Annotated in this window: 13 protein-coding genes and 1 pseudogene; 12 read left to right on the top strand and 2 right to left on the bottom strand. The window is 70.6% G+C overall.

The window, feature by feature from the left end; genetic code table 11:
- Positions 1–381 precede the first annotated feature (381 nt).
- The gene (locus ACGF5O_RS45470) at positions 382–3225 is read left to right on the top strand and encodes a family 78 glycoside hydrolase catalytic domain (RefSeq protein ID WP_393815813.1); all 2844 of its coding nucleotides are present in this window, start codon (positions 382–384) and stop codon (positions 3223–3225) included.
- 37 nt (positions 3226–3262) lie between these two features.
- Here the strand turns inward: ACGF5O_RS45470 and ACGF5O_RS45465 are convergent, their stop codons facing one another.
- Complete coding sequence (locus tag ACGF5O_RS45465) at positions 3263–4336, bottom strand: sensor histidine kinase (RefSeq protein WP_393815812.1); 1074 nt, start codon at positions 4334–4336, stop codon at positions 3263–3265.
- Positions 4330–5046 carry a response regulator transcription factor gene (locus tag ACGF5O_RS45460; protein WP_393815811.1) on the bottom strand — a complete coding sequence of 239 codons (717 nt, stop codon included), beginning with the start codon at positions 5044–5046 and terminating at the stop codon, positions 4330–4332. Before ACGF5O_RS45460 ends, ACGF5O_RS45465 begins: the two co-directional genes overlap by 7 nt.
- Before the next feature lie 338 nt (positions 5047–5384).
- Between ACGF5O_RS45460 and ACGF5O_RS45455 the strand changes: the two genes are divergently transcribed.
- The 11 genes and pseudogenes from ACGF5O_RS45455 to ACGF5O_RS45405 all read left to right on the top strand — a co-directional run bounded on the left by ACGF5O_RS45455 (position 5385) and on the right by ACGF5O_RS45405 (position 14890).
- Positions 5385–7652, top strand: coding sequence for an MMPL family transporter (locus ACGF5O_RS45455; RefSeq protein WP_393815810.1), 2268 nt, complete (start codon positions 5385–5387; stop codon positions 7650–7652).
- A 311-nt stretch (positions 7653–7963) separates the two neighbouring features.
- A complete protein-coding gene (locus ACGF5O_RS45450) occupies positions 7964–8932 on the top strand; it encodes an alpha/beta hydrolase fold domain-containing protein (RefSeq protein ID WP_393815809.1) in 969 nt (322 codons plus the stop codon).
- A 467-nt stretch (positions 8933–9399) separates the two neighbouring features.
- Entirely contained in the window at positions 9400–10353 is a 954-nt protein-coding gene (locus tag ACGF5O_RS45445) for a DUF5060 domain-containing protein (RefSeq protein WP_393815808.1), read from the top strand.
- Positions 10354–10382: 29 nt separating this feature from the next.
- Complete coding sequence (locus ACGF5O_RS45440; RefSeq protein WP_393815807.1) at positions 10383–10958, top strand: DUF5605 domain-containing protein; 576 nt, start codon at positions 10383–10385, stop codon at positions 10956–10958.
- 279 nt (positions 10959–11237) lie between these two features.
- Complete coding sequence (locus tag ACGF5O_RS45435; RefSeq protein WP_393815806.1) at positions 11238–11552, top strand: hypothetical protein; 315 nt, start codon at positions 11238–11240, stop codon at positions 11550–11552.
- A 21-nt stretch (positions 11553–11573) separates the two neighbouring features.
- A complete protein-coding gene (locus ACGF5O_RS45430) occupies positions 11574–11816 on the top strand; it encodes a hypothetical protein (protein WP_393815805.1) in 243 nt (80 codons plus the stop codon).
- A 92-nt stretch (positions 11817–11908) separates the two neighbouring features.
- A pseudogene (locus ACGF5O_RS45425) lies at positions 11909–12508 on the top strand (GMC oxidoreductase); the annotation flags it as partial.
- A 112-nt stretch (positions 12509–12620) separates the two neighbouring features.
- The gene (locus ACGF5O_RS45420; RefSeq protein ID WP_393815804.1) at positions 12621–13508 is read left to right on the top strand and encodes an alcohol dehydrogenase catalytic domain-containing protein; all 888 of its coding nucleotides are present in this window, start codon (positions 12621–12623) and stop codon (positions 13506–13508) included.
- A gap of 141 nt (positions 13509–13649) precedes the next feature.
- Complete coding sequence (locus ACGF5O_RS45415; protein WP_393815803.1) at positions 13650–14120, top strand: FAD-dependent oxidoreductase; 471 nt, start codon at positions 13650–13652, stop codon at positions 14118–14120.
- A gap of 12 nt (positions 14121–14132) precedes the next feature.
- Positions 14133–14564 (top strand): FAD-dependent oxidoreductase, encoded by a 432-nt coding sequence (locus ACGF5O_RS45410; protein WP_393815890.1) that lies wholly within the window; start codon positions 14133–14135, stop codon positions 14562–14564.
- Positions 14564–14890 (top strand): FAD-dependent oxidoreductase, encoded by a 327-nt coding sequence (locus tag ACGF5O_RS45405; RefSeq protein WP_393815802.1) that lies wholly within the window; start codon positions 14564–14566, stop codon positions 14888–14890. Before ACGF5O_RS45410 ends, ACGF5O_RS45405 begins: the two co-directional genes overlap by 1 nt.
- Positions 14891–14912 lie beyond the last annotated feature (22 nt).

The raw sequence follows: 14912 nt of genomic DNA, 5'->3' as shown, positions 1-14912 counted from the left end.
GGTACGTGGCGCCCTGCCTCGGATTGGAACCTTTCAATTCCGTGTGGCGATGCTGGAGATGGTGCCCGGCTGTCAACCGTCGTACCGCTATGGATCGCGTGGTCGAGGCCGTGCCGGGAGGAGAATGTGAGCGACTCGTCCACGTCGCGAATCGGTCTGATTTCGACGTGAACATGGAGTTCACACGGCGGAAACCTAGCGTTGTTCGGCATTCGTGGCTAGAGTTTCGGCCAAAGAATGTGAGCCGCTGTCTGGGCGGTCGGTGATCCTCCATGGTGTTCGGTATCTCCAGTCGCTGATGAATCGATTCATCCAACTGGGTGGCGAGCCACCATGGACGTAGGCGCATACCGTGCCCGGCGTGAGAAGTGAGGACGCTTCGTGAGTCAGGAAACCCCCGAGCGGTCGTGCACCGTCGCCGACGTCAGGTTCGAGCACGTGCGCGATGGGCTGGGCCTCGGTACCGGCAGCCCCCGGCTGACCTGGACGACGCTCACCGAGGCCCGGGACTGGCACCAGACGGGCTACGAGATCGAGCTCACCGGTACCGGTGCCGAACCCGTGCGGCATCTGGCCGAGTCCGCCGAATCCGTTCTCGTGGCATGGCCGTTCGAGCCGCTCCCGGCCCGCGCCGCCGCGACCCTCCGGGTCCGTGTCACCGGCTCCGACGGCGCGGTCTCCGACTGGAGCGAACCGGCCACCGCCGAGGTGGGCCTGCTCGCCCCCGGGGACTGGTCGGCCGCCTTCGTCACCCCCGGCTGGGACGGCAACGCCGAGTCCGACGAGCCCGCCCCGATGCTGCGCCGCGAGTTCGAGCTGCGCGGCGAGGTCCGCTCGGCACGCCTGTACGCCACCGCCCTCGGCGTCTACGAGGCGGAGATCAACGGCAGCCGCGTGGACGACCAGATCCTCGCCCCCGGCTGGACCGTCTACGACAAGCGACTGCGCTACCAGACCTACGACGTCACCGGCCTGCTGCGCCGCGGCCGCAACGCCATCGGCGCCTTCCTCGGCGACGGCTGGTTCCGCGGCCGTATCGGCTTCGACGGCAAGACCCGCGCGATCTACGGCGACCGGCTCGCCCTCCTCGCCCAGCTGGAGGTCGAGTACACCGACGGCACCACCGAACGCGTGGTCACCGACGCCTCCTGGCGCGCCGCCACCGGCCCGATCGTGTCCTCCAGCATCTACGACGGAGAGGCCTACGACGCCCGTCTGGAGCGGACGGGCTGGACCGAGCCCGGCCACGACGACTCCGGGTGGAGCGGGGTCACCGTCCTCGAACGCGACCTGTCCACCCTGGTCGCACCCGACGGTCCGCCGGTGCGCCGTACCGAGGAGATCGCCCCCGTCTCCGTCACCGCCTCCCCCTCCGGGAAGACGGTCATCGACTTCGGACAGAACCTCGTCGGCTGGCTGCGCCTGACCGTGACGGGTGAGGCCGGCCGGACGCTCACCCTGCGCCACGCCGAGGTGCTGGAGGACGGCGAGCTGAGCACCAGGCCGCTGCGGACCGCCGCCGCGACCGACGCCTTCACGCTGCGGGGCGAGGGAACAGAGGTCTTCGAACCGCGCTTCACCTTCCACGGCTTCCGCTATGCGGAGATCACCGGTCAGCCCGACGGCTTCGACGCCACGGCCTCGGTCAAAGCCGTCGTGGTTCACTCCGACCTCACCCGCACCGGTCACTTCGGCTCCTCCGACGAACTGGTCGACCGCCTGCACGAGAACGTCGTGTGGGGCATGCGCGGCAACTTCCTCGACGTGCCCACCGACTGTCCGCAACGCGACGAGCGCCTCGGCTGGACCGGTGACATCCAGGTCTTCTCGCCGACCGCCTCCTACCTTTACGACAGCGCTGGGTTCCTGCGCTCCTGGCTGGCCGACCTGGCCGCCGAACAGGGCGAGAACGGGGTCGTCCCGTTCGTCGTGCCCAAGGTCGTGCCCGGCGCGGACACCCCCACCGCCGCCTGGGGCGACGCCGCCACCGTCGTACCGTGGGTGCTGTACGAGCGGTACGGCGACGCGGGCGTCCTGGCCGACCAGTACGAGTCCATGCGCGCCTGGGTGGACCACGAGGCGTCGCTCGCCGGTGACGACCGCATCTGGGACAGCGGTTTCCAGTTCGGCGACTGGCTCGACCCGACGGCTCCCGCCGGACGGCCGGACGCCGCCGCCACCCCCGGTGAGCTGGTCGCCACCGCGTGCTTCGCCCGCTCCACCGACATCCTGGCCCGCACCGCCGAGGTCCTGGGCCGCGCGGAGGACGCTGAGCGCTACCGCACCCTGGCCGCGGAGGTCCGCGCCGCCTTCCGATCCGAGTACGTCACCGGCGCGGGCCGCGTGATGGCCGACGCGCCAACCGCCTATGCCCTCGCGATCTGCTTCGACCTGCTCGGCACCGACGCGCAGCGCGCCCACGCCGGCGACCGACTGGCCAAGCTCGTGCGCGGCAACGGGTACAAGATCGCCACAGGTTTCGTCGGCACTCCGCTCATCTGCGACGCGCTCACCCGTGCGGGGCATATCGACACCGCCTACCGGTTGCTCCTCCAGCGGGAGTGCCCGTCCTGGCTCTACCCCGTCACCATGGGCGCCACGACCATCTGGGAGCGCTGGGACAGCCTGCTGCCGGACGGCACCGTCAACCCCAGCGGCATGACTTCCTTCAACCACTACGCGCTGGGCGCCGTGGCCGACTGGCTGCACCGTACGGTCGCCGGTCTCGCTCCGGCCGGACCCGGCTACCGCCGGCAGCGCATCGCCCCGCGACCGGGCGGTGACCTGACCCATGCCGAAGCTCGGCTCCGCACGCCGTACGGCGAGGCCGGGGTGTCCTGGACGCTGGCCGGGGAGGAGCTGACCGTCGACGCCGTGGTGCCGCCGAACACCACCGCGGAGGTCCAGCTCACCGAGGGCGGGGAGACGTTCGAGGTCGGCTCCGGCCGTCACACCTGGACACTCCCGTTCGTGACCGGTGAGACAGCGGCGGCGCCGCTGACGCTGGACGTGACCGTGGACGAACTGCTCGGTCGCGAGGAGGCCGCCCGCGCCTTCAAGGACCTGCTCGTCTCGTTCGTCCCGGAGGCCGCCGCGTTCATCGACAGCGGCAGCGGCGCCGCGGCCGGGATGACGGTCCGCTCGATCGCCGCGATGCTGCCCGACAGCGGCGACTTCGTCGCCGCCCTGGAGGCGAGGTTCGCCGAACTGAACGACCGCGCTTGACGGTTCGGCCCGTAGCCGCCCCGTACCCTCGGGGCGTCTATCCGCTGTTCCCCGACCCCATCGCCGTCGGCTCCGGCAGGGCTCGCAGCAGTACGTCCACGCGGGTGCCGCGGCCCGGGGCGGTGCCGAGTTCGACCAGGCCGTGATGCAGGTCGGCGATCGCCGCGACGATGGCCAGACCCAGTCCACTGCCTCCGCCGGCCCGGCTGCGGCCCTTGCCGGCGCGGTAGAACCGGTCGAAGACATGGGCGAGGGACTCCTTGGGAATCCCCGGGCCGGAGTCCTCCACCCGTACCAGCACTTGCTCGCCCGACGTGCTCAGCGACACCGTGCAGGGCGCGCCCTTCGGGGTGTGCATCCGCACGTTCCCCAGCAGGTTGGCGAGCAGGCTCCGCAACTGCGCCTCGTCCCCGAGGACCCGTACGCCCGGCTCCACCCGCACGTCCAGCGGTCGGCCCGGCTCGACCGCCGCCGCGTCCCGGCAGGAGTCCCGCACCAGCCGGCTCAGATCGACCGGGTCCAGATCGGCTTCGTCCTCCTCGTCGAACCGCGCGAGCATCAGCAGTGACTCGACCAGCCGGGTCATACGGTGTATCTCGGAGAGCATCCGGTCCACCGCCTCGTCCACCGAGCCCCGGTCCGGCAGGGCACCGCTCTGGTACAGCTCCGCGTATCCGCGCAGCGACTGCAGCGGGGTGCGCAGCTCGTGCGACGCGTCGGCGACGAACTGGCGCATCCGGTCCTCGGACCGTTCGCGGGCCGTCAGCGCCGCCCTGATCTGGTCGAGCATCCCGTTCAACGCTTCGGCCAGCCGCCCCACCTCCGTGGTCCGCGCGGCGCCGGTCTCGGTCAGCCGCCGGGCGAAGTCGCCCGCCGCGATGGCGTCCGCGGTGTCCGCGGCCCGTTCCAACGGGCGCAGTTCCCGTCGTACCACCACGGTGCTTGCCAGGGCCACGGTGGCCAGCCCGGCCAGCTCCACGATCACGATGGCGGCCGGATCTCCGCTGAACAGCCAGGTGAACGCGGTCACGGCCATGGCGCCCGCGCACAGCGCGGTCACGACCACGCTCAGCCGGGTGCGCAGCGGCCGGCGCCGCATCCGGCTCAGCACTCCGGCTCCCCGATGACGTAGCCGACCCCGCGCCGGGTGCGGATCAGGGGCGGGCCGAGCGCGTCGAGCTTGCGGCGCAGATAACTGATGTAGGTGGCCACCACGGTGTCGTCCCCGTTGAAGTCGTACGACCACACGTGGTCGAGCAGTTGCGCACGGGGGACGACTCGGCCGTTGTGCAGCATCAGGTAGCGCAGCAGCCGGAACTCGGTGGGGGAGAGGTCGACGGGTGTGCCGGCCCGCCATACCGTGTGGCCCGCCGCGTCCAGTTCCAGGTCGTCGACCCTGAGCACGGAATCCTCGCGCGCGGGACCGCGGGTGCGGCGCAGGACGGCGCCGATCCGGGCGGCAACCTCGTCCAGTCCGAACGGTTTGGTGATGTAGTCGTCGCCGCCCGCGGTGAGCGCCTTCACCAGGTCCTCGCGGGTGTCACGGGCGGTCAGGAAGACCACGGCGTGCGGCAGCCCGTCCGTGCGCAGCCGCCGCATCACCTCGATGCCGTCGCCGTCCGGCAGCATGATGTCCAGCAGGATCAGCTCGGGCAGGAAGTCACGGGTCACGGTCAACGCCTCCTGGGCCGTGCCGGCGGTACGGACCTCGTAGCCGATGAACCGCAGGAACCGGCCCACGGTGTCGATGATCGCCGGCTCGTCGTCCACCACCAGGAGCCGCCCGAGTGCTCCGCCCCGTGGGTCCTGCTGGTCTGTCATCCGCGTCGTCCTTTTCCTGGCACGAGGCATCGCACCACCCGTGTCCGGCAGGGTGTCCCGTTCGCGGGGCAGCTGCACGGCGTTCGTCTTGACACCGCGTGACCCGCTCGACCGGCGTGCCCCCGCCCCGCGTCCGCCCGGCGTTCTCATCTGATCGTCTCCGCCCGCTCCCCCTCTTTCCATGGGAGTTGTGTGTGAAGGGCGCCCCCGCGGGGCCGTTTCGCGCGGTCCGCGACCAGCGCATCCCTAGCGTGGATCACGCAGCCCCCATACGTCCGGCGAGCGCCGACGGCCGCGGTGCCGCTGCTGTCCCGTCCCCGGCCTTCGGGAGTCTTCGCGTGTCCACTTTCCTGTATCGCCTGGGCCGTTTCGCCTACCGGCGCAAATGGTCTGTCATCGGTGCCTGGCTGGTCGTAGTGCTGTTGGCGGTCGTGGCCGCACTGGGGCTGATGAAGCCGTTCACCCCGTCGACGACCATTCCCGGCACCGAGGCGCAGCGCACCCTCGACGTGGTGAAGGCGCAGTTCCCGACCGACGACAGCCACCTCACCGGCACGCTCGTCCTCCGAGCGCCCGACGGCGAGCGCCTCACCGCCGGCAAGGCGGCGGCGGCCGTCAGGAAGACCGTCGCCGACGCGGCGGACCTCACCGGGGTGCGGTCGGCCACCGCCCCCAGCGTGACGGCCGGCACGGTCTCGGCGGATGGCCGCAGCGGCATCGTCCAACTGACCTTCACCGTGGACAAGGACGCCGGCCTCTCCGCCGCCACCGAGAAGGGCATGGAGGACCTCACGGCAGACGCACACCGGTCGGGCCTGACCGTGGAGGCGGGCGGGAACGCCTTCTCCAAGGTCGAGGTCGAGGTGATGGGTCCCGGTGAGGCCGTCGGCGTCCTGATCGCCCTGGCCGTGCTGGTTCTCGTGTTCCGCTCGCTGCGCGCCGCGCTCATCCCGATCGCCACCGCGCTGGTCGGCGTCGCCGTCGGCGTCCTCGGGCTGCTCGCCCTCACCGGCCTCGTCACCATGGACAGCACCTCGGTCATCCTCGCGGTGATGCTGGGCCTGGCGGTGGGTATCGACTACGCCCTGTTCATCGTCTCCCGCCACCAGACGCAGGTGCGGGCCGGCATGGACCCGGAGGAGTCGGCGGGCCTCGCCACCGGTACGGCCGGCGGGGCCGTCGTCTTCGCGGGGGCGACCGTGGTCATCGCGCTGGCCGCCCTCTCGGTGGTGAACATCCCCTTCCTCACCGTGATGGGTCTGGGCGCGGCCGCGACCGTTGTCGTCTCCGTCCTGATCGCCGTCACGCTGCTGCCCGCGGTGCTCGGACTGATGGGCGGCTCCATCGCGACGAGCCGGATACCGGTGCTGCTGCGCGCTGCCGAGCGTGCCCGGGGGCTGCCCGCGGACCGGCCCGACGCGGGCCGTCGCTGGGCCGCCATGGTGACCCGCCGTCGCTGGACCGTCCTGGTCGTCACCCTGCTGGGTCTCGGCGTCCTCGCCGTCCCCGCCGCCGACCTCCGGCTCGGTCTCGGCGGCACCACGGACCCCGACAGCTCCGCGGGCCGTGCGCAGAAGCTCGTGGACGAGGGCTTCGGTCCCGGCTACAGCGGAACCCTGGTGGTGCTGGTGCAGGGCGGGAAGACCGAGGTGGCCCCGGCTGCCCGGCAACTGAGTGCCGTGGTGAAGGACCTGCCCGGGGTGGCCTCCGTGTCGCCCGTCGTCCGCGCCGCATCCGGTACGGCCGCACTGATCAGCGTCACACCCTCCGGAGGACCGGAGTCCGAGGCGACGAAGAAGGTGCTGGCCGAGATCCGCGATGCCCGGGGCGACGTGGAGCGGAGCACCGGAACGGACGTCAACGTCACCGGCACCACGGCCGTGAACATCGACGTGGCGGACAAGCTCTCCGCCGCGCTGCCCGTGTACTGCCTGCTGGTGATGGGCCTCGCCCTGGTGCTGCTCATGGTGGTGTTCCGCGCCGTCGCGGTTCCGGTGAAGGCCGCTCTGGGCTTCCTTCTCTCCCTCGGCGCCTCCCTGGGTGCCATGGTGGCCGTCTTCCAGTGGGGCTGGCTCGCCGGCGTGCTCGGCATCAAGGAGACCGGTCCGGTCCTCAGCTTCCTGCCGATGCTGCTGGTGGGCATCCTCTTCGGTCTCGCCATGGACTACGAGGTGTTCCTCGTCTCGCGGATGCGTGAGGAGTACGTCCACGGGCGCCCGGCGGGTGAGGCAGTGGTCCGCGGTTTCGGTCACGGTGCGAAGGTGGTCACCGCCGCCGCGCTGATCATGATCGCTGTGTTCGGCTCCTTCGTCTTCGCCGACATGCAGGTCATCAAGGGCATGGGCTTCGCGCTTGGCATCGGTGTCCTGCTGGACGCGTTCGTCGTGCGGATGACCCTGGTCCCCGCCGTGCTGGCGGTCCTGGGCAGGGGTGCGTGGTGGCTGCCGGGCTTCCTTCGGCGGACCCTGCCGGACATGGACATCGAGGGCGAACGCCTGGTCGGCCGGCTGGGTGCGCGGTCCGTGTCCCAGCAGGACGTCGCGCGCACCGTGTCCCCCCAACCGGTGACCGCCGGGGCGAGTGGAACGGGCTCCCCGCAGTCCTGACGGCGGGCCGGACGACGTGCCGTCCATCCCGTGCACCGGGCGGCACGCGGTTCTCGACGAGGGTGCCGGAACGGACTCCCGGTCTGGTGGCGGATATGGCACCCCCAAAACCTATCAAGATTCGGGATTGGTGTTTACGATTCCGCTTGCGGGAGGCACCGCACCGCCGTTGCGCTGTCGTCCGGCGTCGCGTGACGCTCCCGCTCCGGGCGACCGGGCCCTGCGCCATACCCCGCGCGGGGCCTTGGGTGCGCCCGGAGAGCACCCACCGGAAGACGATCCCCGTCCGGGATCGGTAAGGAGCCTGCGTCATGCCCAGTGCCACTTATGCCCTGATGGAGGGATGGTTCCAGGAGGCCGCCCGCACCCGAGGTCCCTCGGACCTGGCTGTGGACCGAGAGCAGGCGGCCGAATTCGCCCGCCTGTTCCGGCCGGTCCCCGGCGTGGAGGCCGAGCCCGTCGAGGGGCTGCGGTCCGGCTCCTGGCTGATGACGCCGAGGGGTGCCCGCGACGATGTGGTGATCCTCTATGTGCACGGCGGCGGATTCCGTACCGGCCAGGCTGCCGGGGCGCGCGGTCTGGGATCCCATCTGGCGCTCGCGGCCCGCGCCAGGGTGTTGCTCCCCGAGTACCGTCTCGCTCCGGAGGACCCGTTCCCCGCCGGGCTCGACGACTGCCTGGCGGCTTTCGGTGTGGCCGCCGGAATGGCACCCAAAGTCGTGGTGGCGGGGGAGTCCGCCGGAGCCAACCTGGCCCTCGCCGTACTCCTCAGCCGTGCGCGGGCGGCGGATCCGGCGGCTGCGGCGGGGGTGCTGTACTCGGGAGTCTTCGACCTGCGCCTGAACCGCTTCGGCACCGGTAGCTGGGCCGAGAACGGCGACAGCGACCTCCTCCTGCCCGACGAACTCGGTCGCCTCATGCATGACGACTACCTGGCCGGGCAACCCGCCGACGAGCCGCTGGCCAGCCCTCTTGCGGCCGATCCCGCCGATCTCGCAGGTCTGCCGCCCCTGTTCCTCCAGGTCTCCGGTGCCGAACGCGTTCTCGACGATTCGTTGTTCCTCGCCGACCGTGCCGTCCGCGCGGGCGTGGAGGTTCAACTGGAGGTGTGGCCGCGCATGTTCCACGCCTGGCAGGTGGCCGCCGGTTTCCTCCCCGAGGCCACCGAGGCCGTCGCTCGTACCGGTGCCTTCGTCGACCGGGTCGCCGACGGGCGACTGGTGGACGGCACCGCGCTTTCCGGGGGGCCCGGGAGCGTGGCCGAGGCGATGAGCGGCTGACCGGGCGGCCGTCCGAATCAGATCCGAGCCGCGGGACGTCCGGCGAAGCCCTTCCCCCGTCGGGTGCCGTCGACCGGTCCCTTCGGAACTGCCGAAGGGCTGCCCGGTCTCCCTGCCCGCATCCGTTGGCCGCCGTCATGGGGTGACACCACCCGGACCTCGCACACGCCTCGATCGAGTCCATCGCCCCTCCGGTCGTCGGCACGCTGGACCTGTTCGACCGCGCGCTCGGACCGGCCGCGGAGCTGCGGTCCGACGGCGGCGCGACCGGGAACGCGTCCCTGATGCAGTTCCGCCGTCGGCGCCGCCCGGCTGGCCGGGATCGTCCTGGATCTCTGGGACGAGGCCGAACTGCGCTCGCTCCGCATTCCGGGCCATGTTTTCGAACCCGAGCAAGGCGCCGAACGGCGCGAGTCCTGCCTGTCCTGATGCCAGGACACTCTGAGCCGCTCACGAGGAGTTACCCGATGACCGTTGAACAGTGGGACATCCACGAGATCGTCCTGACCGGGCCGAACACCGGCAATCCCTTCCTCGACGTGACGGTGTCCGCCCGGTTCACCCTGGTCGAGGACTCGGGTGTCGAGTCCGTCGAGGCCTCCGGGTTCTACGACGGCGACGGCACCTACCGGATCCGGTTCATGCCGCACCTTCAGGGCGAGTGGCGTTACGAGACTGTCAGTGACGTCGCCGAGCTGAACGGGGTCACGGGAGGTTTCGCCTGTACCGCTCCGTCGCCCGCGAACCACGGGCCGGTGCGTGTGCACAACACCTTCCACTTCGCCCACGCCGACGGAACGGGGTACAAGCCCGTCGGCACCACCGCCTACGCCTGGACCCACCAGGGCGACGACATGGCCGAACGTACCCTGCGCACCCTCTCCGAGAGTCCGTTCAACAAGATCCGCATGTGCGTCTTCCCCAAGCACATGGTCTACAACGCCAACGAGCCCGAGCTGTACCCCTTCGAGGGCACGGCACCGGGCGAGTGGGACTTCACCCGGTTCGACCCCGCCTTCTTCCGCAACCTCGAACACCGCGTCGGGCAACTGCGCGACCTGGGCATCGAGGCCGACGTCATCCTGTTCCACCCCTACGACGAGGGGCACTGGGGTTTCGACCGGATGCCGGCCGACGCCGACGACCGTTACCTGCGCTACGTGGTGGCCCGGCTGGCGGCCTACCGCAACGTGTGGTGGTCGATGGCCAACGAGTTCGACCTCATGACCATCCCCGCGATCGGCGGGGCCAAGACCGTCGAGGACTTCGACCGGTACTTCCAGACCGTCCGGCGCGAGGACCCCTACGACCACCTGCGGTCCAACCACAACGGCATCTACCTCTACGACCACAACAAGCCCTGGGTCACCCACGCCAGTATCCAGATGGGCTTCGCGGTGGAGGAGGCCGGCCGCCCCTGATCTTCCGCGACGTCTACCGCAAGCCGATCGTGTTCGACGAGGTCAAGTACGAGGGAGACATCCCCGAGTTCTGGGGGAGCATCACCGCCCAGGAACTCGTGCACCGCTTCTGGCAGGCCACCGTCGCCGGCACCTACGTGACCCACGGCGAGACCCTCAAGCACCCCGAGGACGTCCTGTGGTGGTCCAAGGGCGGCGAGCTGCACGGCGAGAGCCCGGCCAGGATCGCCTTCCTCAAGGAGGTGCTGGACGAGGCGCCCGCGGCCGGCCTGGAGCCCCAGCCCTTCGTCGAGGACCCGCTGCACCTGTGCGGTGGCAGCCCCGACCACTTCCTCCGCTACTTCGGCCGCGACACCCCCGCTGAATGGCCGTTCGCCATCCCGCAGGCCTCCTTCCTCCCCGAGTTCCTGCGACCGCTGGTCGACGGAATGGAGTTCCGCGTCGAGATCCTCGACACCTGGAACATGACCGTCACCCCCGTCGAGGAGACCTTCACCTTGGTCGTCGACGCTGCGAACAACACCACTCACGACCGCGACCACCGCTCCGTGAAGCTGCCCGGCCTCCCCTGCCTGGCGCTCCGTATCAAGCGCGTCCAGCCCTGAGAGGAAGCACCATGACCCAGCTCTCCTACGAGCCGGCCGCGCAGCGGGTCCGTGACGCCGTCGAGTCGGCCCGCACCGCCCTCAAGGGGTAGTCGGTCGCCGGTGCGAGGCGGCGGACGACGGACGGGTCGGTACGGGGGCCGGTCCGTCCGTCGTGCGATTCTCGGGGCTGGCGTCCACGGCGGAAGCCCGCCCTTTGGACTTCTCACCGACCTGGCGTGAGATTTTCGGACGGTCCACAATTCTGATCCCCTGGCAGGCTGGGACTACCCCTGTGACGTGTCCGAGGCCGACGTGCACCCGCTGAACTTCAACGGCGTCGGCGGCAGCAGCAACTTCTACGGTGCGGAGTGGCCCCGCTTCGTCCCCTCCGACTTCCGGGTCCGGAGCCTGTACGGATTCGCCGACGACTGGCCGCTCACCTACGAGGACCCTGAGCCGTACTACACGCTGCTCGACAAGATGGTCGGCGTCTCCGGGCGGCCGGGTGACCCGGCGTATCCGCCGACGGTCGAGCCGCCGATGCCCGGTGTTCCGATCGGCCGGATCGGAGCGAAGGCGGCCGAGGGCATGAACAAGCTCGGCTGGCACTGATGGCCGGCCACCGAGGCCATCATGACGAAGACCCAGGGCGATCGGGGCGCCTGCGCACGCTGGGGCACGTGCATGTCCGGGTGCCCTGAGGGCGCGAAGGGATCCTTCGACGTCGCGATGCGGCCCGCCACGCTCGCCGCGGGCGCGACCCTGATCACCGAGGCGCGGGTGCGCGAGGTGACGGTCGACAAGGCCGGTCTCGCCAACGGCGCGACGTGGATCGACGCGGCGGGCCGGGAGCACCCACGTCCGCCTCGACCGTGATCCTGTGCGCGAACAGCGTCGGCACCCCGCGCCTGCTGCAGCTCTCTACCTCCAACCGGTTCCCCGACGGCCTCGCGAATTCGTCGGGCCTGATGGGCAAGCGCCTGATGATGCACCTGTTCGTCGGTGTCATGGGCGTCCACGAAGTGCAACTGGAGAGCTGGCTCGGCCCGTTCGGCGCCAACCTGTACTCCCTGAAGTTCGCCGAGACCGATCCGAGCCGGGGCTCCGCCCGCGGCGCGAAGTGGTCGGCGATGGCGATCCCGGGTCCGATGGAGATCCTGTCCAGGTACGCCGACCTGCCCCTCGCCGAACGGACCGGGGCCGCGGGCCAGGCGCTCGTCGAGCGCGCTCTCGGCCGGGCCTTCGAGCGGGCGGCCTCCATCGAGGACCTGCCGGACGAGAGCAACACCGTGACCCTGAGTCCCGACCTGGTCGACGGGTCCGGCGTACCGGCACCGAAGATCACCTACCGGCTCTCCGAGGACAGCGTGCGCAACCTCGACTGGAACGTCGAGCGCAAGAACGAGGCACACCGGGCCGCCGGGGCGATCGAGACCAGGACCGTCCCGTGGATGCCGGGTGTCGGCTGGCACATGCTCGGAACGGCCCGGTGCGGAGACGATCCGGCCGACTCGGTCGTCGACCGGTTCGGCCGTTCCCATGACGTGCCCAGCCTCTTCGTCCTGGACGGCAGCGTGTTCGTGACCTCGTCGTCGGTCAACCCGACCTCCACCGTGGTGGCGTTCGCCGCCCGCGCGGTGGAACACCTGATGGACACGGCGAGCGATCAGAAGGTTCGAGGTGGTTATCCGCACCACGGCCGCCTCCGTCTACTCGGCCGACGTGGCCTGTGTCAGCGGGGAGTTCCCGACACCGGACGGCACCGTGCTCGGGCACGAGGCCGTCGGTGTCGTCCACGAGGTCGGCCCGCTCGTCAGCCGGTTCTCGGTCGGCCAGCGCGTCACCGCCGCCTCGACGACGCCGTGCGGAACCTGTGCCAACTGCCAGCGTGGCTTCGGCGGTCACTGCGGCGGGGCCGCCTGGGGCGGCTACACGTTCGGAGTGAGCCGCGACGGCAGTCTCGCCGAGTACTTCGCCGTCCCGTTCGCCCAGCACAACCTGGTGCCGATCCCCGCCGGCGTCACCGACGCGGCCGCCGTGTGCGTGTCCGGCACCGTCGCCTCCGGGAGTACCGGCCCGGAGGCCGCGCGGTTCCCCCTGGGAGGCAGCGTCGTGGTGTTCGGGCAGGGGCACGTGGGCCTTGCGGCGACCATGACGGCCCGCGCCCTTGGCGCCGGTCTGGTCGTCGCGGTGAAGGCCCGGACGGGCGGTGAGGCCCTGGCGCATGCCGTCGGAGCCGACCACGCCCTCAACCACGCCGAGCACGACATCGAAGCGGAGATCCGGCGGCTCACGGCGGGCGCCGGCGCCGACTGCGCGGTCGAGGCGTCGGGAGTCGCCGAATCCTTCTCCCGTGCGCTGGCCATGACCCGGGAGGGCGGTGTGATCGCCGTCCTGAGTTCGTACGCCGGGCCGGACGACGCCTCCCTCGCGATCCCGCTGGCCCAGTGGGGCTGGGGCATCGGCGACGAGACGATTCTCAGCACGTTCCAGCGCTCCGGCAGTGAGCGGCTGGGCGGCTCCTCCGGCTCGTCGAGACCGGACGACTCGACCCGGCACCGTTGCTGACACGGCGCTACGCCTTCGACGACGTCGAGCGCGCACCGGCGGACGTTGCCGCCCGCGAACCCGGCCACATCAAACCCCTCATCACGTTCTGAGTCAGGTCACCGGACCCTGCTCGACCCACCGCACCGGAAGGAAACAGCCGTGGACGCACTGTACGACGCAGTGGTTGTCGGAGCAGGATTCGCCGGGATCACGGCAGCCCGTGACCTCGTTGACCGCGGCCGCTCCGTAGTGGTCCTGGAGGCGGGAGCACGGATCGGAGATCGCACCTACGCACGCCCGTTCGTGGGCCGTGAGGACCTGACCGCCGAGTTCGGCGGCAGCTGGGTCAACCGCGACCTGCAGCCCAGGATCCGCCGCGAGATCGCACGTTACGGCATCGCCCTCACCGAGGACTCGGTGCCCGAGAGCGCCGCGTTCCGCACCGACGGCCGTCTGCGCTCGTTCCCCGTTCCCGCGGCTGAACTCGGTGACCTGGAGCGTGTCGTCGGGCACCTGCGCGACGCGTCGAAGCGGATCGCGCCCTCGCAGCGGCTCAGTGGCCAGCCCATCCGCGACCTGCTCTACGCGACGGTGGCCTGGTACACCGGCGCTGACCCCCGTGAAGTCTAGACGCTCGGCTTCATCGCCCAGACAGCGAGGTTCGGCCACAGTCCGTACGGGTTCTTCGGAGCGCCGATGGAGCGGTTCGTCGGCGGCGCGGGCGTGCTGCTCGACCGGATGGTGGAGCAGTCCCGTCTGGAGATCCGTCTCGGTCACCATGTCACGCGGATCGAGCAGAGCGAGGACGCCGTCACGGTCCGTACCCGCGACGGTCAGTCCGTGCGGGCACGATCCTGCGTCGTGGCGGAGCCCACCAACGTGCTGCGCCACATCGAGTTCCTGCCGGGGCTGTCCACCGACAAGAACAGGTTCCTCGCCCGGAACCGTCAAGGCCGCGCCTCCAAGCCGTCGATGGTGGTGCGCAACGTACCGCCGCGGTCGTTCGCGCTCGGCACGGGCACCTTGCGGCCATCTGTCTTGGCTATGAGCTCTTCGACGGATCCTGTGTGCTGATGGGCTTCGGGGAAGAAGGTGCGGCCAGTCTCGACCCGACGGACCGGGACCAGGTCGAGGCCGCGGTGCGTGAGTACTACCCCGACGTCGAGGTGCTGGCCGTCGACGCCCACGACTGGAACACCGACCCGCTCTTCGACGGGACCTACCGCATCGACCGTCCGGGTGAGGCGTACGACTTCATCCGGGCGATGAACGAGCCGGAGGGCCGCGTCGTCTTCGCCGGCACGGACCTCGACGACTCGGTCTGGCGCATCTGGATCGAGGGCGCGGTCAACAGCGGTCATCGTGCGGCAGACGAGGTGAGCGTCATCGTCGGCCGGTAGACGTGCACCTCACTCGCAGGAC

This window comes from Streptomyces sp. NPDC048291, from assembly GCF_043201715.1.
Lineage (GTDB): Bacteria > Actinomycetota > Actinomycetes > Streptomycetales > Streptomycetaceae > Streptomyces.
Note: the sequence above shows the minus strand (reverse complement) of the source record. Positions and strands in the feature narration are given on the sequence as shown.

What these genes read in the sequence shown, in the direction of transcription:
- ACGF5O_RS45460 (WP_393815811.1), bottom strand. Translation starts at nt 5,046, where the DNA reads ATGACAGACCAGCAGGACCCACGGGGCGGAGCACTCGGGCGGCTCCTG.
- ACGF5O_RS45450 (WP_393815809.1), top strand. Translation starts at nt 7,964, where the DNA reads ATGCCCAGTGCCACTTATGCCCTGATGGAGGGATGGTTCCAGGAGGCC.
- ACGF5O_RS45445 (WP_393815808.1), top strand. Translation starts at nt 9,400, where the DNA reads ATGACCGTTGAACAGTGGGACATCCACGAGATCGTCCTGACCGGGCCG.
- ACGF5O_RS45430 (WP_393815805.1), top strand. Translation starts at nt 11,574, where the DNA reads ATGACGAAGACCCAGGGCGATCGGGGCGCCTGCGCACGCTGGGGCACG.
- ACGF5O_RS45405 (WP_393815802.1), top strand. Translation starts at nt 14,564, where the DNA reads ATGGGCTTCGGGGAAGAAGGTGCGGCCAGTCTCGACCCGACGGACCGG.